Annotated in this window: 18 protein-coding genes; all 18 read right to left on the bottom strand. The window is 60.2% G+C overall.

Translation table 11 applies throughout. The features are described 5' to 3' along the window. The coding region (locus HNQ72_RS25290; RefSeq protein WP_183996494.1) for an NAD(P)/FAD-dependent oxidoreductase at positions 1-320 on the bottom strand (320 nt) is incomplete at its 3' end. Positions 321-324: 4 nt separating this feature from the next. Further along, positions 325-1,254, bottom strand: a complete 930-nt coding sequence (locus tag HNQ72_RS25285; RefSeq protein ID WP_183996492.1) for an electron transfer flavoprotein subunit alpha/FixB family protein — start codon at positions 1,252-1,254, stop codon at positions 325-327. Between the two features lie 25 nt (positions 1,255-1,279). Further along, positions 1,280-2,026, bottom strand: a complete 747-nt coding sequence (locus tag HNQ72_RS25280; protein ID WP_183996490.1) for an electron transfer flavoprotein subunit beta/FixA family protein — start codon at positions 2,024-2,026, stop codon at positions 1,280-1,282. A 10-nt stretch (positions 2,027-2,036) separates the two neighbouring features. Further along, positions 2,037-3,467, bottom strand: coding sequence for an aldehyde dehydrogenase family protein (locus HNQ72_RS25275; protein WP_183996488.1), 1,431 nt, complete (start codon positions 3,465-3,467; stop codon positions 2,037-2,039). Between the two features lie 12 nt (positions 3,468-3,479). Then, entirely contained in the window at positions 3,480-4,199 is a 720-nt protein-coding gene (locus tag HNQ72_RS25270; protein WP_183996486.1) for an ABC transporter ATP-binding protein, read from the bottom strand. Then, entirely contained in the window at positions 4,199-5,014 is an 816-nt protein-coding gene (locus HNQ72_RS25265) for an ABC transporter ATP-binding protein (RefSeq protein ID WP_183996484.1), read from the bottom strand. The genes HNQ72_RS25270 and HNQ72_RS25265 overlap by 1 nt, the downstream gene beginning before the upstream one ends. Beyond that, positions 5,011-6,324, bottom strand: coding sequence for a high-affinity branched-chain amino acid ABC transporter permease LivM (livM, locus tag HNQ72_RS25260; protein ID WP_183996482.1), 1,314 nt, complete (start codon positions 6,322-6,324; stop codon positions 5,011-5,013). The genes HNQ72_RS25265 and livM overlap by 4 nt, the downstream gene beginning before the upstream one ends. A gap of 10 nt (positions 6,325-6,334) precedes the next feature. After that, entirely contained in the window at positions 6,335-7,252 is a 918-nt protein-coding gene (locus HNQ72_RS25255; RefSeq protein WP_183996480.1) for an ABC transporter permease subunit, read from the bottom strand. Positions 7,253-7,336: 84 nt separating this feature from the next. Next, positions 7,337-8,455 carry an ABC transporter substrate-binding protein gene (locus tag HNQ72_RS25250; RefSeq protein WP_183996478.1) on the bottom strand — a complete coding sequence of 373 codons (1,119 nt, stop codon included), beginning with the start codon at positions 8,453-8,455 and terminating at the stop codon, positions 7,337-7,339. A 315-nt stretch (positions 8,456-8,770) separates the two neighbouring features. Further along, complete coding sequence (locus HNQ72_RS25245; protein ID WP_244654551.1) at positions 8,771-9,664, bottom strand: LysR substrate-binding domain-containing protein; 894 nt, start codon at positions 9,662-9,664, stop codon at positions 8,771-8,773. A gap of 102 nt (positions 9,665-9,766) precedes the next feature. Further along, positions 9,767-10,972, bottom strand: coding sequence for an NAD(P)/FAD-dependent oxidoreductase (locus tag HNQ72_RS25240; protein WP_183996476.1), 1,206 nt, complete (start codon positions 10,970-10,972; stop codon positions 9,767-9,769). Next, positions 10,969-11,787, bottom strand: a complete 819-nt coding sequence (locus tag HNQ72_RS25235; protein WP_183996475.1) for an NAD-dependent epimerase/dehydratase family protein — start codon at positions 11,785-11,787, stop codon at positions 10,969-10,971. Before HNQ72_RS25235 ends, HNQ72_RS25240 begins: the two co-directional genes overlap by 4 nt. 20 nt (positions 11,788-11,807) lie before the next feature. Next, complete coding sequence (locus HNQ72_RS25230; RefSeq protein ID WP_183996473.1) at positions 11,808-13,013, bottom strand: pyridoxal phosphate-dependent aminotransferase; 1,206 nt, start codon at positions 13,011-13,013, stop codon at positions 11,808-11,810. Next, positions 13,013-14,629 carry a hydantoinase B/oxoprolinase family protein gene (locus tag HNQ72_RS25225; protein WP_183996471.1) on the bottom strand — a complete coding sequence of 539 codons (1,617 nt, stop codon included), beginning with the start codon at positions 14,627-14,629 and terminating at the stop codon, positions 13,013-13,015. The genes HNQ72_RS25230 and HNQ72_RS25225 overlap by 1 nt, the downstream gene beginning before the upstream one ends. A 3-nt stretch (positions 14,630-14,632) precedes the next feature. Next, complete coding sequence (locus HNQ72_RS25220; RefSeq protein WP_183996469.1) at positions 14,633-16,711, bottom strand: hydantoinase/oxoprolinase family protein; 2,079 nt, start codon at positions 16,709-16,711, stop codon at positions 14,633-14,635. Further along, entirely contained in the window at positions 16,708-18,384 is a 1,677-nt protein-coding gene (locus HNQ72_RS25215) for a thiamine pyrophosphate-dependent enzyme (RefSeq protein ID WP_183996467.1), read from the bottom strand. Before HNQ72_RS25215 ends, HNQ72_RS25220 begins: the two co-directional genes overlap by 4 nt. Then, positions 18,374-18,991, bottom strand: coding sequence for an SDR family NAD(P)-dependent oxidoreductase (locus HNQ72_RS25210; RefSeq protein WP_183996466.1), 618 nt, complete (start codon positions 18,989-18,991; stop codon positions 18,374-18,376). The genes HNQ72_RS25215 and HNQ72_RS25210 overlap by 11 nt, the downstream gene beginning before the upstream one ends. Before the next feature lie 1,246 nt (positions 18,992-20,237). Continuing rightward, a complete protein-coding gene (locus HNQ72_RS30440; protein WP_210319709.1) occupies positions 20,238-20,474 on the bottom strand; it encodes an ATP-binding cassette domain-containing protein in 237 nt (78 codons plus the stop codon). Positions 20,475-20,658 lie beyond the last annotated feature (184 nt).

Here is a 20,658-nt window from a genome sequence, read left to right as displayed (position 1 = left end):
GGCGGCATGGCGAAGTTGGGCAGTCGGACGGAGCCTGCTGGCCCTAAGAACAGGAACTGGTCGTCGGTGACCTTGGTCTTGAACGGATGCCCCTCTTCCTCTTGCCAACCCGGCATGAGCGCATCGATGCCGACCGGATCGACCACCGCGCCGGAGAGAATATGGGCACCGACTTCCGCGCCCTTTTCCAGCACCACGACGGTAAGATCAGGATTGATCTGCTTCAGCCGGATTGCTGCGGACAGGCCGGCCGGGCCGGCGCCGACGATCACGACGTCGAATTGCATCGATTCCCGTTCGGGTAGTTCCTCCCCGGTCATGTCCTCAGATCTTCTTCTCAAATTCCGGCAGGATGTCGAACAGATCGCCGACGAGGCCGTAGTCTGCGACCTGGAAGATCGGGGCTTCCTCGTCCGTGTTGAGGGCGACGATGACCTTCGAATCCTTCATACCGGCGAGGTGCTGGATCGCACCGGAAATGCCGACCGCGATATAGAGATCGGGAGCGACGACCTTCCCGGTCTGGCCGATCTGCCAGTCGTTCGGGGCGTAACCGGCATCGACCGCGGCGCGTGATGCGCCGACGGCTGCACCCAGCTTGTCTGCGACCGGAAGGATGACCTCCTGGAATTTTTCCGAAGATCCGAGCGCGCGACCGCCCGAGATGATCACCTTGGCCGAGGTCAGTTCAGGGCGTTCGGACGAGGCGAGTGCGTCGGAGACGAAGCTCGATACACCCGGATTTCCGGCAGCCGAAACGGTTTCAACCGCTGCCGAACCGCCTTCGCCTGCTGCGGCAAACGATGCCGTGCGCACGGTGATGACCTTCTTGGCATCGGTGGACTGGACGGTCTGGATGGCGTTGCCAGCATAGATCGGGCGCTTGAACGTGTCAGCCGAGACGACCTCGACGATTTCCGAGATCTGCATCACGTCGAGCAGGGCTGCAACGCGCGGCAGGACGTTCTTGGCGGACGTCGTGGCCGGTCCGACGATCACGTCATAGGAAGCGCTAAGCGAGACGATCAGGTCGGCCAGCGGTTCCGCGAGATTGTTGGTGAGGCTCGCATCCTCGGCCACGAGAACCTTGGAGACGCCGGAAAGCTTGGCGGCGGCGTCGGCAGCAGCCTTTGCACCTGCGCCGGCGACCAGAACATGCACGTCGCCACCAATTTTCGATGCAGCGGTGAGCGCCTTGGCGGTCTGTTCCGAAAGGCCAGATGCGTCGTTTTCTGCCAGAAGAAGAATGGTCATGATTGTTGTCTCCTGTCTTCCGTTCTCAGATCACGCCGGCGATCTTGAGGCTGGAAACCAGCTCTTCAACCGACCCGACCTTGATGCCAGCCTTGCGGCCGCCCGGCTCTTCGGTCTTCAGCACCTTGAGGCGCGGCGCGGTATCGACGCCGAAATCGGCAGGCGACTTCTTGTCGAGCGGCTTCTTCTTCGCCTTCATGATGTTGGGCAGCGAAGCGTAGCGTGGCTCGTTGAGGCGCAGATCGGTGGTGACGACGGCTGGAAGCTTGACCTCGATCGTCTGCGAGCCGCCATCGACCTCGCGGGTCACGGTCGCCTTGTCGCCGGCGATCTCGATCTTGGAGGCAAAGGTTGCCTGTGCAGAGCCGAGCAGAGCCGCCAACATCTGGCCGGTCTGATTGCTGTCGTCGTCGATCGCCTGCTTGCCGACGATGATCAGGCCAGGCGCTTCAGCGTCGACGACGCCCTTCAGGATCTTGGCAACGGCGAGCGGCTCGACGGCATCGTCGGTCTCGATCAGGATGGCGCGATCGGCACCCATGGCGAGCGCCGTGCGCAGCGTTTCTTCCGCCTTGGCCGGTCCGATTGACACGACCACCACTTCTTCCGCCTTGCCTGCTTCCTTCAGCCGCAGAGCCTCTTCGACGGAGATTTCGTCGAACGGGTTCATCGACATCTTCACATTGGCGAGTTCAACGCCCGTGCCATCCGGTTTGACGCGGATCTTCACGTTGTAATCGACGACTCGCTTGACCGGCACGAAAATTTTCATGGCATTATCCTCAGGCAGATGTGTAGGCGGTTTTGACCGTCGTGTAGAATTCGGCAGCATAGCGGCCTTGTTCACGTGGACCGTACGAAGACCGTTTGCGCCCGCCGAAGGGCACATGGAAATCGACACCGGCGGTCGGCAGGTTGACCATCACCATGCCGGCTTCCGAATTGCGCTTGAAATGCGCCGCATGTTTCAGGCTGGTCGTGGCGATGCCGGAAGACAGGCCGAAATGCGTATCATTGGCTACGCTAAGTGCTTCGTCGTAATTCTTCACCCGGATTACCGAGGCGACGGGACCAAAAATTTCCTCGCGGGAGATCCGCATGTCGTTGGTGGCTTCGGTAAACAACGCCGGCTGGAGATAGAAGCCACGCGTGTCGCGTTCGATCCGTTCGCCGCCGAAGACGAGGTTGGCGCCTTCCTTGAGCCCGATATCGATATAATCGAGATCCTGTTTCAGCTGGCTCTCGTCCACAACCGGTCCGATATGCGTGCCGCTTTTCAGCGCGTCGTCGACGACTAGCCCCTTGAGGCGCTCTGTCAGGGCTGAGACAAAGCGGTCATGGATGCCTTCGGTAACGATCAGCCGCGACGACGCGGTGCAGCGCTGGCCGGTGGAGAAGAAGGAGGAATTGGCGGCGGCCTCGACGGCGACACCGAGATCCGCATCGTCCAGCACGACGAACGGATTCTTGCCGCCCATCTCCAGCTGGGATTTGCGATTGTGTTCGACCGAGGCGAGCGCTACGCGCTTGCCCGTACCGGTCGATCCGGTAAAGGTCAGCGCATCGACATCCGGGCTGTCGAGCAATGTCTGGCCGACGACGCTGCCGCGTCCCATGACGAGATTGATGACGCCCGCAGGTGTGCCGGCCCGATGCAGGATTTCGACCAGCGCCCAGGCGCATCCGGGCACCAGATCGGCAGGCTTCAGCACCACCGTATTGCCATGGGCAAGCGCCGGGGCGATTTTCCAAGCCGGAATTGCGATTGGAAAGTTCCATGGCGTGATGATGCCGACGACCCCGACCGGTTCGCGGGTGATCTCGACACCGACGCCCGGCCGCACGGACGGCAGAAGCTCACCGGAAAGCCGCAGCACCTCACCGGCGAAAAAATCGAAGATCTGCGCGGCGCGGATCACCTCGCCGATCGCTTCCGGCAACGTCTTGCCCTCTTCGCGGGCCAGCAGCTCGCCTAGCTCTGCCTTGCGGGCAAGGATTTCGTCGCCGGTACGCTTCAATATGGCATGGCGTTCGAGAACGGGCGAACGCGACCATGAAGGCAAGGCCGCCTTTGCGGCCGCAATGGCATTACGCGCATCCTCGGCGCTGGCGCTGGCGTATTCCCCCACGACCTCGGCGGTATTCGAGGGATTGATGTTGGCGGAGACATCACCGGCGATCCACTCTCCGGCGATCAGGTTCTTGTGCAGCATGTCGGTCTCCGTTCAATGCAGGCCGAGATAGGCCTTGCGGACGTCTTCATTGTCGAGAAGTGCAGCGCTTTCGCCTGACAGATGGATATGTCCGTTGACCATCACATAGGCCCGCTGTGACAGTTTAAGCGCATGGTTGGCGTTCTGCTCGACCAGGAAAATGGTCTTGCCCATGGCGGCAATCTCCGACAGCACTTCGAACACCCGTTTGACGACCAGAGGCGCGAGGCCGAGCGAAGGTTCGTCAAAGAGGATCAGTTCCGGCCGTGCCATCATCGCGCGAGCGATCGCCAGCATCTGTTGTTCACCACCCGACATCGTGCCGGCCATCTGGTTGCGGCGTTCCTTCAGGCGCGGAAACAGTTCGAACATCGTCGCCCGGTCCTCGTTGAAATGCTCCATGCCGATGGGCGTCGTGCCCATCATTATGTTTTCCTCGACCGACATGTCCTGATAGATCTGCCGACCTTCCGGCACCAGCGCGATGCCGCGGCGGGCAATGCGATTGGTCGGCAGGCGGGAAATATCCTCGCCGCGATGCAGGATGCGGCCACCGGTCGCCCGCGGCGATCCGAAGATGGTCGACAGAAGCGTCGTCTTGCCGGCGCCATTGGCGCCGATCAGGCTGACGATCTCGCCGGTGCGGATATGCACGTCGACGGATTTCAATGCCTCGACCGGCCCGTAATGGGCATGCACGCCGACGAATTCGAGAAGTGCGTTTTCCTGCATCACTGGACTTCTTCTTCGCTGACGCCGAGATAGGCTGCAATCACGGCGGGATCGTTCGCCACATGCTCTGGTGTGCCGTCGGAAATGACTTCGCCGTGGTCGAGCACGACGATATGGTTCGAAATACGCATCACCAGGCCCATGTCGTGTTCGATGACCAGAACGGTCAGATCGTGGTCGGCCCGCAGGATCTGCAGCACTTCGGAAAGTTCCCTTGTTTCCGCCGGATTGAGGCCGGCGGCCGGTTCGTCGAGGCAGATCAGCTTCGGCGACGTACACATGGCCCGGGCAATCTCCAGCCGCCGCTGACGGCCGTAGGGAAGCTCGCCGGCAAGCCGGTTCGCATCTCCGGCAAGGTGCATGCGCTCCAGCCAGTAGTATGCCCGATCGACCGCCTCGCGTTCTGCACGGCGATAGGTGGGAGTCGAAAAGACGCCGCTCAACAGATTGTTGGCAGTCTGCCGGTGCTGGGCAACGAGAAGATTTTCCACCACCGACATTTCGCGGAACAGGCGGATATTCTGGAACGTCCGGGCAATGCCGGCGCGGGTCGCCAGATGCGAACCGCCGGTAATCGGGCGGGTGATCAACCCGCCGATATCCTGCGTGCCGTCCTCGCCATGCAGGAGGATATTACCTTCACTTGCTCGGTAAAAACCGGTGATGCAGTTGAACATCGTCGTCTTGCCGGCGCCGTTGGGGCCGATCAGCGCGGTGATCTTTCCCTTCTCGACACAGAAGTTGACGTTTCGGTTGGCCACGATCCCGCCAAAGCGCATCGTCACGTTGTTGACTTCGAGAAGCGGTGCGGTCATCGGCTTACCTCCGCATTGGCGCTAGGAACGGGAGAAGACGTCGGTTCGGCAGATTTCGACGGGAAGAAGGCCGGACGGGTGACGCGAACGAGACCGCGCGGCTTCCAGATCATCATCACCACCATCAGCACGCCGAAGACGAAGACGCGGTACTCGGCGAAATCGCGCAGCAGTTCCGGAAGAATGGTCAGCACCAGGGCTGCAAGCACGACACCGACGGTGGAGCCGAGCCCTCCGAGCACGACGATCGCGAGGATCAGCGCCGATTCGAAGAAAGTGAATGAGGTCGGGTTCACGAAACCCTGATGAACGGCGAAGAACACGCCTGCCAGGCCACCGGTGGAAGCCCCGAGCATGAAAGCGGACAGCTTGGTGAATACGTGATTGACGCCAAGCGAACGGCAGGCGATCTCGTCTTCGCGCAGGGCTTCCCACATGCGCCCGAGCGGCATGACACGCAGGCGCTGCACCGCATAGATGACCGCGCAGACAACCAGGAACAGGACCAGATAGATGAACCAGAACTTGTAGTCGGCATTATAGGGAATGCCGAGCGCCTCATGGATGGGCGTGCCGCCTTGGCGCGCCGTACGGGTGAATTCAAAGCCGAATAGGGTCGGCGGCGGGACCGGAGCACCGTTCGGGCCGCCAGTGAAGGCTAGCCAGTTATTGAGCACGAGGCGGATGATTTCGCCGAAGCCGAGGGTGACGATGGCCAGATAGTCGCCATGCATCTTCAACACCGGGAAGGCGAGGACCATGCCGAACAGGCCGGCGAGGAACGGCGCGATGATCAGCGCGCTCCAGAAGCCGAGGCCGAGATATTGCGAACCAAGCGCCAGAAGATAGGCACCGACCGCATAGAAGGCGACGAAGCCAAGGTCCAGCAATCCGGCAAGACCGACGACGATGTTCAACCCAAGCCCGAGCAGGCAGTAAATCAGCGCCAGGATGGCGATGCCGAGAAAATATTTGTCGGCGACGAATGGCAGCGCGAGCCCGGCAAGGAAAAGGACAGCCAGAAGCGGCAGGGACGAACGCTCCTTGCCGGAACGCACGGTCACGCCCCCGCCGCTGCGGCTGAGCACGCCAGAGATGCGCCGGCCGAAGGGCGTCACCATTACTGCCGAAAGAACCAGCCTGCCGGCGGTGATGACCGCAGCGATCAGCACGGCATGGACGAGCTCGTTGCGGAACGTGAAGCCTTCCAGCACCAGTCCGGAAATCGGCCCGACCAGCACGAGTGAGACACAGAAGGTCAGCAGGGCTTCCTTGCCGAGCTTGGGGAACAGATTTTCATGCGTGTTCATTTTGGTCTCCTCACACCTTCTGAATTTCAGGTCGGCCGAGCAGGCCGTAGGGGCGAAAGAAGAGGAGGACGATCAGCAGGCCGAAGGCGAAGACATCCTTGTAGTCTGTGCTGACATAGCCGGCGAATAGCGCTTCGGTCAGGCCGAGCAGGATGCCGCCCAGAACCGCACCGGGCAGCGAACCGATGCCGCCAAGCACGGCGGCGGTAAACGCCTTGATGCCCATTACGAAGCCGATGAAGAAATTGAACGAGCCGTAATTGAACGTCACCAGCGTTCCGCCGACGGCGGCCGTAGATGCGCCGATGACGAAGACGGTGGAAATGATGCGGTCGGTATCGACGCCCAGCACCGCGGAGATCTGCCGGTTCTGCTGGGTGGCGCGGCATTGGCGGCCGATCCGGGTATGGTTGATGACATAGGTGAGAATGCCCATGGCAACCAGCGAGGCGATCAGGATGATGGCCTGCATATAGGTGATCTGGGCAAAGTGTTCTTCGCCGCCGAAGCGGAGGGCGCCCTGGATCAGGATCGGAACGCCTTGGTCACGCGCACCCTGGGCAATCTGAACATAGCTCTGCAGCATAAGCGAAATACCGATGGCCGAGATCAGCGGTGCAAGCTTGGTGGAGCCGCGCAAAGGCCGGTAGGCGACCCGCTCGATCGCCCAGCCGTAAACGGCCGTGACGAAACAGGTGATGATAAGGATGGAGATCAGCGCGAAGGGTACCGACTGGATACCGAAGAAGCTGATGACGGCGAGCACGATCGCAGCCACATAGGCGGAGACCATGTAGACGTCGCCATGGGCGAAGTTGATCATCCGGATGACGCCATAGACCATGGTATAGCCCACGGCGATGAGACCATAGATGGTGCCCAGCGTGATCCCGTTGATCAGCTGCTGCGCCAAGATGTAGAAATCCATGGCGAACCCCTTTTAGATTGTTTTTTTGATTGGGCAGGCGGGGCCGGCTCGACCATGCCGGCCCGCCCCTCTTGTCAGGATCGCTCAGTTGCGAACCGGAGTGCCCTTGTCGTCGAAGGAATAGAAGACGAACTTGAAGTCCTTCACGTCGCCCTTTTCGTTCCAGGCGAGGTTGCCGACAGCAGACTTGACGTTGTTGGCGTGAAGCCACGCAACCTGATCTTCGATCTTGCCGTCTTTGGTGCCCTGGATGGCGGCAACGATGGTCTGGGCGCTGGCATAGCCGAACAGGGTGTAGTTATCGGGCGCGATGTTCTGTTTCTTCAGGTCGGCCAGGGCATCTGCGGATGCCGGGTCTTCCTTCGGATCGGCGGCGGACGAATAATAGACGCCCTTGAGGTTCCGCGGTCCGCCGGCGGCGGTGACAATTTCTGCCTGGGCAAGCGCGTCGCCGCTGACGAAGGCGACGTCGAGGCCCTGCTCATGGATCTGGCGGATCAGCGGGCCGGCTTCAGGAATGAGACCGCCAAAATAGACCGCCTTGGCGCCCGAGCTCTTGATCTTGGTGACCAGCGCATTGAAATCGCGTTCGCCGCGCGTCAGGCCTTCATAGAGGACCGGCTCGACCTTGCGGTCGGCGAGCGTCTTCTTCAGCGCATCAACGAGACCCTGGCCATAGGTATCCTTGTCATGGATAAGGGCGATCTTGTCGATCTTCAGCGTGTCGAGGATGAACGTGCCGGCAACCACTGCCTGCTGGTCGTCACGGCCGCAAGTGCGGAATACCGTCTCGAAGCCGCGATCGGTGACGATCGGGTTGGTCGAGGACGGGGTGACCATCAGGATGCCCGCATCGTTATAGATTTCCGATGCGGGAATGGTGCTGGACGAGCAGAAATGGCCGACGAGCGCCTGAACCTTGTCCTGATCTACGAAACGGTTGGCAACCGCAACGGCCTGTTTCGGTTCGCAGGCGTCATCGCCCTTAACCAATTCCACCTTCTTGCCGTCGATGCCGCCCGCGTCGTTGACATTCTTGACGTAGGCCGAGACACCGGTCCAGACTTGCTCGCCGAACGTCGCGTTGGCACCGGTCATCGGGCCGGCAACGCCGATCTTAATCGTGTCAGCGGCATAAGCGCCGGAGACGAGGAGCGCCGAAGCAAAGGCGGCACCCGTGAGAATCTTCGAAATAGAACCCATTGTTTATCCCTCTGTTTAGGCTGAGTGATCATTAGATGCCTATAGATCTGTTCTTTTCTTTATTGCGACAGTCACCCGCCACGGCGCCTCATGACTGGCTTCGCGGGCAGATAAAATTTGTCGAGGGCTCGTTTGAGATGGGATTACTTCGAAATCCGTCCGTCCGGCCAAGAGAAAGACTGCATCACTTGCCGCCAAGCCCAAACCAAGAAACAACGGGGATAGACAAGATTTACTTTCAGTGCCGCTCATGCACGCGCAACGACGAAACCGCCTTCGGCGATGCTCAGACTTTAGGATTACAATAGGAAACGGTCAGTCTAATTCACGCCTAGTGGACCAGTCCTCGGCACAGATCCAGTCGCAGAATGTCGAGATGATCTTGACGCGCTTATGAGCGCGCGGCACCACGAGATAGAAGCCCGGGACGTCCCGTTCGTCCATGCCGTCCAGCATGTCAGTTCCCAGAGGCGCAACGAGCCGGCCGGCCTTGATGTCGGACAGGGCATCCATTCTCGACACCAGCCCGATTCCCAGGCCCGATACCGCACCACGACGCATCGTGGCCGCGTCCTGGAACTCGATTTCTCCGGCGATTTCGGTCGGTTCCAGCTCCAGATGCCGCAGCACCTTGCCCCACAGATTGCGCGCCATGACTGGATGCAGCAGCGTCAGCGTAGTGAGATCTTTCGGCTCACGGATCCGCTCGGCAAGCTCCGGTGCGCAGCAGATGATTTTCGGATCGCGCACCAGGAGCTGGCTATCGTAATCCTTCCAGGCGCCGAAGCCCCACTGGATGCAGACATCCACTTCGTCGGCTGCAAAGTCGCGAATGCTGACCATGGTCGTCATGCGGATATCCGCACCGGGCATCAGTTCGCGAAACCGCTCCAGCCGCTCCATCAGGTAGCGGGTGGCGAAATACGGGCTGACATTGATATTGATGCGGTTGCGATAGGTGGAATTGGTGACGCGCCGGATGCCTTCGGTGAATTCGTCAAAGCCCGCTTCGATGAAGTGAGAAAGGACGATCGCCTGTTCCGTCGGTTCAATCACCCGCGCCTTGCGCTCGAAAAGCGGGACGTGAAGAATGTCCTCAAGCAGCTTGATCTGCTGGCTGACAGCCTGCGGCGTGACCAGCAACTCGTCCGCGGCGCTTCTGAAACTACCCTGTCGCATAACGGCCCAGAAGGCGCGCAGCGCGTTCAAGGGGGGAAGTCTCGTATGCTGCCCGACCAATTTTCTGCTCCGCTGCGCCGACTGGATGCTGATGCCTATCCGGGTTGTCGGCGACCGGATAGGCCTCGTATATTAGATGACCGCCTTTTCAAGGAAAGGGCGATTTTCAACAATGCGCTCGAAGCCGACTTCCGAGAGATCGAGTGAGCGGTATTCGCCATAGACAATCAGTTCGGAAACGCCGCGTCCCGTAGCCGGTCCCTGCTGCAGGCCATGTCCCGAAAAGCCGTTGGCAAAGACGAAATTGCGCACCTGCGGATGGCGGCCGACCACGAGATTATGGTCTAGCGTGTTGAAATCGTAATGTCCGGCCCACTGGTTGACCACCTTGATAGCTTCGAAAGCGGGAGAGCGTTCGGCAAGAGCCGGCCAGATGATCTCCTCGAATTCCTCGTAACGCGGCTCGAAATCGTCCCAGTCCGCGGCAGGATCCTCGACCGGCGGGCAGCCGGTCAGGAAGAAGCGGCCTTCCGGGCGGCAGAAGACGCCGCTCGGATCGATCATCAGCGGCAAACGGCCCTGGTTGACCGTCGCCGTGCCTTCTGGCGTCTTTGCGCAATCGAAGACGAAGAGCGTGCGCTTGCGCGGCTCGACGGGAATGTCGAGGCCAGCCATGCGCGCCGTCAGCGCGGCGCGGGGGCCGGATGCGTTGACGATCGTTCCGGCTTTGACCACCGCGCCGGATTTCAGCGTGATCGATGTCACGGCATCGCCATTGCGGCCGATTGCCACGACTTCGTCGGTGATATACTCAACACCCAGCGAGCGAGCCTTGTTCTTGAAACCGTACATCAGGCCGGTATTATTGAACCAGCCTTCGCCGGATCTGCCATAAGAGGCGAGCTCGATGTCAGAGACATTGAGATGCGGGAAAGCCTCGGCCAGCTCATCCCTGCTCCACAGTACCACGTCCGCCCCGCAGGCCTTCTGCGCCACATGATTTTCACGCAGAACCCCCACCTGATCCGGCGTGCCGGCCAGGAAAAGATAGCCCCCGGAATGAAATGCCAGATCCGGTTTGTCATCGCCGATCTGCATGATTTCGCCGAAATTGCGGATCACCTCCGATCCATACTGGCTGATCTTGACGTTGATAGGATTAGAGAACTGCGTGCGGATAGAGGACGAAGACAGCGATGTCGATGCCGTGAGATAGGTCGGGTCGCGCTCCACCACCAGAATGGAGCCATTGAAGTCAGGATTGGCGGCAAGATAATAGGCGACGGCTGAGCCGATGACCGCTCCGCCGACGATCACCACGTCATATGTGTCTTTCACTGGGAAACCTCATCGTCAGGATGTCCGAGATCGACGAACCAGCCACCGAGACAGCGGGTGGCGGGCGCCTTAGCGTCGTTCGGCGCCGTCCGGCCCTCAACTGCCGCACGGTAGCTCTCTGTGCTGTCCTGCGCCTTGAAGCCGATATGTCCGCTCCGCGAATTGTCCACCGGCGATACCTTGTTGTCGGATAAGCCGAAGGTGATCGTATGACCAAGGCGCGGCGCTGTCAGGCTAGCTTCGACAAGCCGGGCGCAATCACCAAACGAGAGCCACGACCAGAGCATGCGCCGGTCTGCCGGTTCTGGGAAGGACGAGAAGATGCGCAAACAAGCGGATTCGATGCCGAACTTGTCCCAATAGAAGCGGCTTAACGCCTCGACGAAACATTTCGACACGCCATAAAGGCTGTCGGGGCGCACCGGCGCGTCGACATCGATATGGGCTTCCAGCTCATGATAGCCGATCGCATGAACCGATGAGGCATAGACAACGCGCTTTACACCGTTCTGGCGGGCAGCTTCATAGATGTTGTAACTACCCTGAATGTTGGAATCGAGAATCGTAGCCCAACCGGTCTCAAGCGGCGCTCCGCCAAAATGGACGATGGCGTCGACGCCCTCGGCAGCCTTCGAGACGGCAACCGCGTCCGAAAGCTCAAATGTCAGCGCTTCTTCGTTGGAGCCGAGATTCTCGATGGCGACCCGGTCAGCGAGGCGCAGCGTACTGGCCAAATGCGCTAGACCCTTGCGCAGCTCGGTACCGAGGCGGCCGGCTGCACCGGTGATCAGGATGGTCTTGAAGGGTTTCGTCATGGGGGGTCCTTGGAGTACTCTCAACGTTTCAGTCTGGAGACAGCGGCCGCAATACGGGCGATGGCATCCTTAAGAACGGCTTCGGATGTCGCGGTGGAAATACGGAAGAAAGGCGACAGGCCATAGGCAGCACCCGGCACGCCCGCGACATGGGCTTCGCGAAGAAGATAGGTAGCGAAATCACTGTCATTGGCAATCATCGCGCCGTCCGGCGTCGTGGTCCCGATAACAGCCGCGCACCCGATGTAGGCATAGAACGCGCCTTCGGGAGGATCTAGTGTCAGGCCGTCGATCGCGGAGATTGCGCTCACGACGAGGTCCCGGCGGCGCTCGAACGCCTCACGAAAGCGTGCAACTTCTCCCTGTGGTCCTTCAAGGGCAGCCTGGGCCGCGATCTGCGCTACCGCAGAAACCGAGGTGCAGGACTGGCTCTGGACGGTCGACATCGCCTTGATCAGATCCTTCGGACCCGCTGCGTAACCAACGCGCCAGCCGGTCATCGCATAGGCCTTGGAAACGCCGTTGACGATAAGGCTGCGGTCGCGCAGGTCCGGGCAGGCCTTGCCGAAGCTGACGAAAGCGCGGCCATCGAAAATGATGTGTTCATAGATCTCATCGGACAGAATCAGCACATGCGGATGGCGGGCGAGAACTGCGCCAAGCGCTTGAAGCTGTTCCTCGCTATAGACCGCGCCGGACGGGTTGCCCGGCAGGTTGAGAAAGAGCCATTTCGTCTTCGGCGTGATGGCCGCCTCCAGCACCTCGGGCGTCAGGTGAAAACCGTCTTCGGCACCACAGGCCGGGGTCACTGGCACGCCGCCGAAAAGCTTCACCATTTCGGGATAGGAGACGAAATAGGGCGCGGGAAGAATGACCTCGTCGCCGTCGTTGACGGTTGCCATCAAGGCGTTGAAGATGATCTGCTTGGCGCCGTTGGAAACGGCGATTTCGTCAAGGGCGAAATCAAGGGCGTTCTCGCGCTTGAACTTGGCCGCGATGGCACGGCGCAGTTCCGGGGTGCCGGGTGCCGGCGTATAGAGCATCCGGTTTTCGCGCGCGGCCTTAAATGCCGTTTCGGTCACATGCGCCGGGGCGGCGAAATCGGGTTCGCCCAAACCGAGATCGATTACGTCGACACCAGTGGTGGCCAGATCCTTGGCCGCCTGGGATACGGCCATCGAGGCCGAAGGTTTCACCGCCGCAAGACGGCCTGCAATCCTCGTCATCATTTCGTCTCCGTCACATAACCTTTGCGGACATCTTCTGCCTTCGCCGCTTCGCTGCGCTTCTTTGGATCGCCGAAGCCACCGCCACCCGGCAGATGCAGAACCAGCTTGCGCCCGGAGGGCACATGCTGCCATCCTTTCGGCCGCAGCAGCGTTCCGTCATCCAGCATGGCCTTGCCGGGCTTGCCGGATTCACCGCCATCGCGGCCCGCTGCAGGCGTTCCGATGCGGTCGAACATGGCGGAAAAGTCGAACTCGTGACCATCAGCCGGGGCGATCTCGATGACCTGGCCGAGACCGCCGCGATATTCGCCGGCGCCGGCGGAATCCGGCCGCAATTCCTTGCGCCAGACGACGATCGGTCCGGTATGTTCCGTCGCCTCGATCGGCATCGTGTGGACGCCAGAGGGGAAGGCCGTCGCAGACAGTCCATCAAGGCCCGGCCGCGCGCCCATGCCGCCGGAATTGAACATCAGCACCTCCGCGCGACGCCCCTTTGCGCCAGCCGCCGGCCGAGCGGAAATATGGATATTCCAAAGCGCCGCCGCGCCTTCGGCGAGGATTTTTCCCGGCAGCGCCTTGGCAAGCGCGCCAAGCACGAGATCGGGAACCATATGGCCGATCACATGGCGAACAGAGACCGGTGCCGGCCGCTCCGCGTTGAGAATGTTGACCGGGGAAGAGACGTTGAAGACGGCAAGCGACGCCGCATTGTTCGGAATGTCGGGGGCCACTACGCATTTTAGCGCGTAGCAGGCATAGGCCTTCGTATAGATCAGCGGTACGTTGATGCCCCAGCGGCTCATCGCATCAGTGCCGGTGAAATCGACATCGACGGATTTCTCGCCGATGGTCACTTCCGCAGCGAGATTGATCGGCTGATCGTAGCCGTCGGTCAGAAGCTCGTTGTTCCATGCGCCTTTGGGCAAGCCCGCAATTCGCTCCATGATCGCGGTATGGGTGCGCGACAGGATGAAGGCGCCGAGCGTATCGAGATTGGGAAGGCCGATTTCGTCCAGCATTTCGACTAGGCGGCGATGGCCGACATCGTTACAAGCGGCAAGCGAGAAGAAGTCGCCGATCACCTGGTTCGGTTCGCGCACATTGAGGCGCAGGATTCTCAGCAGATCCTTGTTCACCTCCCCGCGCTCGGCGAACTTCATGATCGGGATCTGGATGCCTTCCTCGTAAACCGACTTGCCATCAGCGCCGAAACCACGACCTCCGACATCGACCACATGCGCCGTGCAGGCAAAGAAGCCGATCAGTTCCTCTCCCTTGAAGGAGGGAGAAACCATGGTGATGTCGTGAAGATGGCCGGTACCCTTCCAGGGGTCGTTGGTGACATAGGTATCACCCGGATACATCTCGTCGCGGGGGATTTCCTCGATAAAATGCAGCACGGCTTCCGCCATCGTGTTGACATGTCCCGGCGTGCCGGTGACGGCCTGCGCCAGCATTTCGCCCTTGGCATTGTAGACACCGGCGGAAAGGTCGCCTGCCTCGCGAACCGAGGTCGAAAACGCGGTACGTAACAGCGTCATTGCCTGTTCCTCGACAACGGAAATCAGCCGGTTCCACATCACCTGCATGCGGATTTCGTCAAGCTGGCTCATGGATTACAATCCCTTTCGGATCAGAAGGATGGTGCCGTCCGTCTGGACGATGGCATCGAAGGGCGATGTGACGATGGTGGATGTCTCGCGCTCGACGATCACCGCCGGACCGATGACGCGCTGGCCGACCTTGATCGTCGAGCGTTCGACGATGGCCGTTTCCAGGGCAGCGCCCGTTGCCGGATCGAACACAGCGCGCTTGACCGTAGGTTCAATCGCATCGTCTGTCGCGATCAGCGCATGGCGCTCGCCGCCGGGCCGCACGTCCTGTGCCTTGACCGAGAAGGTGACGAACTCGATTTCCGGCCCTTCCACGGCACGACCGAAGAACTGGGCATACCGTGCCTTGAAGTTCTCCTCGATCATGGCGCGGTCGGACGCCTCGAAATGCCGATCCGGCAGGCTCACCGGGATTTCCCAGCCCTGCCCGCGATAGCGCATGAAGGCGACGATCTCGCGGCTGATCTCACCGGCGGTGCCGGCGCGTACGAAACCTTCTGCCGTCTGCTTCAGGTCGTCCAGCAGAGTGTTCAACCGGCTCGTGTTGAAGACCGACAGGCTCATGATCTGCGATCCAACGGCTTCATAACCGAAGGGAGCCTTGAGGAAGCCGATCGCCGAGCCGACGCCCGCACCCTGCGGGATAAGGCAACGATCGACGCCGAGCTTTTCGCAAAGCCGCGCGGCATGCAGGGGAGCCGCGCCGCCGAAGGCGATCATGGTGTTTTCCGAGATATTCTTGCCGTTCTCGACCGCATGCACGCGGGCAGCGTTCGCCATGTTCTCGTCGACAACCTCGACGATGCCGAAGGCTGCAGAAAGAGGCTCAAGCTTCAGCCTGTCACCGACATAGCGAGCAATCGCGGCGGATGCCTTTTCGGTCGACAGCCTGAGCTTGCCGCCAGCGAAATTGTCGGGATCGAGTTTACCGAGCACGAGATCGGCATCGGTGATTGCCGGACGTTCGCCGCCACGCTGGTAACAGGCCGGACCGGGTTCGGACGCCGCCGATTCAGGCCCAGCCTGAATGCGGCCCATGGCATCGACCCATGCAATTGAACCGCCGCCCGCGCCGATCTCGATCATCTCGATGACGGGGATGGAGATCGGCATGCCCGAGCCCTTGCAGAAGCGATATGTGCGCGCGACCTCAAAGCTCCGCGCCGTCTGCGGCTGGAAATCCTCGATCAGGCAGATTTTTGCCGTGGTTCCACCCATGTCGTAGGAGACCACACGGTCTAGATCGAAACGGCGCGCCACATCTGCGGCAAAGATCGCGCCACCGGCCGGACCGGATTCGACCAGACGTACCGGAAATTCGGCAGCCGTTTCGACAGACACCAGACCGCCGCCGGAATGGATCATGAAAACTGGGCAATTGGACCCCATTTCCTTGAGGCGGACCTGCAGCCGGTTGAGATAATCGGCCATCTGTGGCCGCACGTAAGCGTTCGCGCAGACTGTGTTGAAACGCTCGAACTCGCGCATCTGCGGCGAGACTTCGCTGGAGATCGAGATCGGCAGGTCAAGTGTGCGGGCGAGGATGTCACGGGCGCGGCGTTCGTGCTCCGGGTTCATGTAAGAATGGATGAAACCGATGGCGACGGCGCCGAAATCCTCAGAAGCTATGCGTTTGGCAATCTCTTCCAGCGTCTGCTCGTCCAGCGGCTGCAATTCCGTGCCCTGCGCCGATATACGACCCTTGACCGGAAACCGATCCTCACGCGGGATCAGCGGTTTCGGCAGTACAAGATCGAGATCATATTGCTCGAAACGGTTCTCTGTGCGCATCTCGATGACATCGCGAAAGCCTTCCGTCGTCACCAGCGCCGTGCGTGCGCCGCGCCGTTCGATCAGGGCGTTGGTGGCAAGCGTCGTGCCGTGGATGATCAGGTCGATCTGCGAAATCTCGATACCGGCATCGCGGATCACGACGTCGATCCCGTCGAGAATGGCTTGTTCAGGCGCGGAATAGTTTGTCAGAACCTTGGTCGAATACAGCGCCCCACGCACGTCCAGCGCGATATCCGTAAAAGTGCCGCCGATATCTGCGCCCAGGCGGATGTCGTTTCCGATGGTCATGCGTTTTCCTTCTTGGCAAGCGCGGCCTGGCGCATTTCGGAAAGGGTCTGTTGGGGCGTCAGGGCTTCCGGCGAGATATCGAGATCGAGCAGCGCGCCGGTTTCGGATGCCAGCGCCCGCTCGAAGGCCGCGGCGAAATCAGCCGTCGCCGCCACCCGTTCGGCATGGAAGCCATAGGCCCTGGCGAGCGCCACGAAATCCGGGTTGACCATTTCCGTTCCCGAAACGCGGGCCGGGTAGTGACGCTCTTGGTGGGCGCGGATCGTGCCGTAAATACCGTTGTTCAAGAGAAGAATGATCGGCTGCGCGCCATGCTGCAAGGCCGTCGCCAGTTCCTGGCAGTTCATCTGGAAATCGCCGTCACCGGCGAAGCAGACGACGGTTCTCTCCGGGAAGGCGACCTTGGCGGCAACGGCCGCCGGCACGCCATATCCCATTGCGCCGGATTGCGGCGCCAGAAGGCGGGCCTTGGGTCCAAACTTGAAAAACTTGTTCGGCCAGACGGTGAAGTTGCCGGCACCATTGGTGAGGATCACATCGTCCGGCAGGATAGCGCGAAGATGCGCGGTGATCCTGCCCATATCCACCGGCGACGGCAGATCCTTGAGTTCGAAACCCGCCTCATAGGCGGCACGGCCCTTCGCCCGCCAATCAGCCCATGGCCCCTTGGCCGGCGCAAGCGCGCCAAGCGCCTCCGCAAAAGCGTTAGGACCGGCATGGATGCCGAGTTCGGGCCGGTAGACCTTGCCGATCTCCAGGTCAGAGCCATGGACGTGGATGATCCGCTGGCGCGGCTGCGGCACATCGAACAACGTGTAGCCATTGGTAGAATTTTCACCGAAGCGGTTGTTGATCGCAAGGATTACGTCAGCATCGCGTAGCAGCTCCTTGACCGAGGCAGCCATTCCGACCCCGGCCTCACCGCAGAAGGTGACGGAGGAATTGTCGTACTGATCCTGATAGCGAAACACGGAGACGACCGGGATATCCGACGCTTCCGCGAAAGCCTGAAGGTGCTTGGCCGAGCCTTCCGCCCAGTTGCAGCCCCCATAAAGTATGACAGGGCGGCGGGCTTGCGACAGTATCGCGGACATGCGCTGCATCGCGGCAGCCGATGGCGCGGCCTCGATGAGTTCGGCTGGACCGGACAGCGGTTCCTTTTCGGTCAGCGAGGTTAGCATGTCCTCCGGAAGCGCGATGACGACCGGACCGGGACGGCCGGAGATCGCGGTCGTCCAAGCTCGTGAGACAATCTCGGGGATGCGCTCCACCTGGTCTATCTCGACGGCCCATTTGGCGACCGTGCCGAACGTGGCCTTGTAATCCACTTCCTGAAAGGCCTCACGGCCTTTCATGTCGGTGCCAACCTGCCCGACGAACAGGATCATCGGCGAGGAATCCTGCATGGCCGTATGCACACCGATCGCGGCATTGGTGGCACCGGGGCCGCGCGTGACGAAGCAGATGCCTGGCTTACCGGTCAACTTGCCATAGGCCGCCGCCATGAAGGACGCGCCACCTTCGTTGCGACACACGACATAGTCGAGCTTGCCGACCGTATCATGAAGCGCGTCGAGCACGGCAAGATAACTCTCGCCCGGCACTCCGAATCCTTTTTGCGCGCCGAGCGCCAAAAGGCATTTGACCAATAGCTGGCCACCATTACGTAGCATTGTGAGTTCCCCGATGGTTTTGAGTATGTCCCACAGGCATCAGCCTATCCGTTTTCAGTTTGTTATGAATGGATGCGACCACCGAAGTGAAAGGGGGCTCGCCGGCAAAGAAGTGTTCCACGACGACACCTTCACCCGCAACCTCATCCTGGAGGGCTCTGGCAAAGGTTTGGCTTGCGCCTGTGACCGTCCTTTCGATGAGCGGCCCGCCTTCACCCGAACCGGGCGATATGACAAAAAACGCGCCCTGTCGGCGCTGCTTCATCACTGGCAGTACCACACGAGTCAGATGCAAGGTTGCAGAGAGATTAACCTCCAGTGCCATGTCGATATCGGCTTCTGTAAGTTTTTCGAACGCCATTTCGGCGGGCCAGCGCAGGGCGGCATGGACAACGATATCGGGGCGCATGCCCTCGATGATCATGCGAACCGCGTCGCGATCGGTCAGGTCGATCGCCATGGGAAGCACGCCGAAATCGCTGCGTAACTCGTCCAACACCAGCCTGTCGCGTCCGAGAGCGCAGGTCTCGTAACCAGCATGGGCGAGCGCTGCTGCCACCGCCCGGCCTGCTCCCCTAGTTGCTCCTGTTACAAGTGCCCTCGACATTGATCGCCCTCATCTTTGTGAGGATGATGCCCATAGCCGGGCACAGGCGATATCAAGAAAAGGAAAGGTTTCGACAAGTAATGCTTGTTTCTGACCGCGATACACCAGCCGCGGCGGGCCGCGCCTCGTGTTGCTGGCGCTGAGGGCCGGATTGATGAAAAGTCTCTTGGACGCGTGCGCTCTGGCTTCTGTGCCGAAAAAAAGTTTGGACTGATCGAAGCCATCATCCGAGGTCGCGTCACCTCCAATCCATCTATCGACCTTGCCCCGCTAGTCATTGATACCGAACGACTCGGAAACGCGTTCCTGCAAAATCTCAAGAGCCGATCGTTATTCAAAAGCTCCCTTAGAACGATGCGAAGGAGCTTCACCTTTGCGCAGGCTTCTTCGAATCCGATCTCGGATTGCGCGAATTCGAAGTTGAGTTGGAGTTCCTTGAGTTGGGGCACATCGTGAAGATGCAGACCGACGGCGAGGCTCACGCCGGTTAGAGCAGCCCTCGCTTTTGGATATGAGGTTCAACCAGATGAAGGCCGATAGTCAGTCCATCCGGCCTGAGGATACAGCCGACATGCGCGGTCGCGATGTCGTCGGGGGCGAATGAGAAGGCAATGTATGGTGACAGGAGACCCTTGGCCTGAAGTTCAAGCCCGCGCGGCTTACCCGAGGCAATAGCTTCCGCGGGCGTCTGAACGATTAACGGTTGACTGCTAGTCGAAAATGTTTGCTGCAGCTCACGTCTAAGACCGTCCTGAAATTCCTTGAAATATCTTTTCGACCTGCATCAGTGTCCGTCATGAATAGCCAGAGAGAGGTCAGTCATCGTGGCACCGCCAAGCAACTCATTCGCACGGCCCGTCGTGGCAACCTTTCCGCTATCCAGAATGTAGCCCCTGATCCGAAGAATTTTACGCGCTCGTTGTTCGATCATGAGCACCGCCACCGAATGCGCTCGTAGTTCCGCGACCCGACCGAATAACTGTGTGCGAAGACCGGGAGATAGTGCAGCGGTCGGTTTATCGAGGATTATAAGCCTCGGATTTGTGATCAAGCTCGTGCGAATGCGAGCTGTTGACGCTCTCTTCTCGACAAAGTGCGTGCTAATGTCTTACGTCGGGACGACAAGTCCGGGAACACGCTGAACATGTGGTCGAGTTGATGCCGCTGACTTCCGCGAGCATCGACGACCTTGAAGTTCTCTGTTACCGTAAGACTTCCAAACACTTTAAATACCTGCGGGAAATAGCTATACCCAATCCGGCCCGTTCTCTAAAGGAGAGCTCAGTAAGTCTTGACCATCGAAGCTGAGGTCTCCCGAAACTCTCGGCAGCAAGCCCATGATACCCTTAACCAAGGTCGATTTTCCCGCACCGTTCCCAGCGGCGATGGTTACGATCTCGCGCTCGGATACCGTCAGATCAATGCCGCGAACGTTATCGACATCAACGTCCCAGGCAACAAGGTTCTTAAGTAGCAAAAGCATTACGCGCCCTCTCCGAGATAAGCCATTCTGACACTCTCTGAGGACAGCACCGTTTGTGGCGAGCCCGTCTCCAATCACCCGCCCGCCGTCTAGAGCCACCATGCGGGATGTGCTCGATGATTAGGAAACCGATCCCGCGTTTTCAAAGCTCGGTTATAAGGGTCCAAAGCTCTTCGATGAGGAC

Source organism: Aliirhizobium wenxiniae (genome assembly GCF_014201355.1).
Lineage (GTDB): Bacteria > Pseudomonadota > Alphaproteobacteria > Rhizobiales > Rhizobiaceae > Neorhizobium > Neorhizobium wenxiniae.
Note: the sequence above shows the minus strand (reverse complement) of the source record. Positions and strands in the feature narration are given on the sequence as shown.

Coding starts and splice junctions, on each gene's coding strand:
- HNQ72_RS25285 (WP_183996492.1), bottom strand. CDS start 1,254: ATGACCATTCTTCTTCTGGCAGAAAACGACGCATCTGGCCTTTCGGAA.
- HNQ72_RS25280 (WP_183996490.1), bottom strand. CDS start 2,026: ATGAAAATTTTCGTGCCGGTCAAGCGAGTCGTCGATTACAACGTGAAG.
- HNQ72_RS25275 (WP_183996488.1), bottom strand. CDS start 3,467: ATGCTGCACAAGAACCTGATCGCCGGAGAGTGGATCGCCGGTGATGTC.
- HNQ72_RS25270 (WP_183996486.1), bottom strand. CDS start 4,199: ATGCAGGAAAACGCACTTCTCGAATTCGTCGGCGTGCATGCCCATTAC.
- HNQ72_RS25265 (WP_183996484.1), bottom strand. CDS start 5,014: ATGACCGCACCGCTTCTCGAAGTCAACAACGTGACGATGCGCTTTGGC.
- livM (WP_183996482.1), bottom strand. CDS start 6,324: ATGAACACGCATGAAAATCTGTTCCCCAAGCTCGGCAAGGAAGCCCTG.
- HNQ72_RS25255 (WP_183996480.1), bottom strand. CDS start 7,252: ATGGATTTCTACATCTTGGCGCAGCAGCTGATCAACGGGATCACGCTG.
- HNQ72_RS25250 (WP_183996478.1), bottom strand. CDS start 8,455: ATGGGTTCTATTTCGAAGATTCTCACGGGTGCCGCCTTTGCTTCGGCG.
- HNQ72_RS25235 (WP_183996475.1), bottom strand. CDS start 11,787: ATGACGAAACCCTTCAAGACCATCCTGATCACCGGTGCAGCCGGCCGC.
- HNQ72_RS25230 (WP_183996473.1), bottom strand. CDS start 13,013: ATGACGAGGATTGCAGGCCGTCTTGCGGCGGTGAAACCTTCGGCCTCG.
- HNQ72_RS25225 (WP_183996471.1), bottom strand. CDS start 14,629: ATGAGCCAGCTTGACGAAATCCGCATGCAGGTGATGTGGAACCGGCTG.
- HNQ72_RS25220 (WP_183996469.1), bottom strand. CDS start 16,711: ATGACCATCGGAAACGACATCCGCCTGGGCGCAGATATCGGCGGCACT.
- HNQ72_RS25215 (WP_183996467.1), bottom strand. CDS start 18,384: ATGCTACGTAATGGTGGCCAGCTATTGGTCAAATGCCTTTTGGCGCTC.
- HNQ72_RS25210 (WP_183996466.1), bottom strand. CDS start 18,991: ATGTCGAGGGCACTTGTAACAGGAGCAACTAGGGGAGCAGGCCGGGCG.
- HNQ72_RS30440 (WP_210319709.1), bottom strand. CDS start 20,474: ATGCTTTTGCTACTTAAGAACCTTGTTGCCTGGGACGTTGATGTCGAT.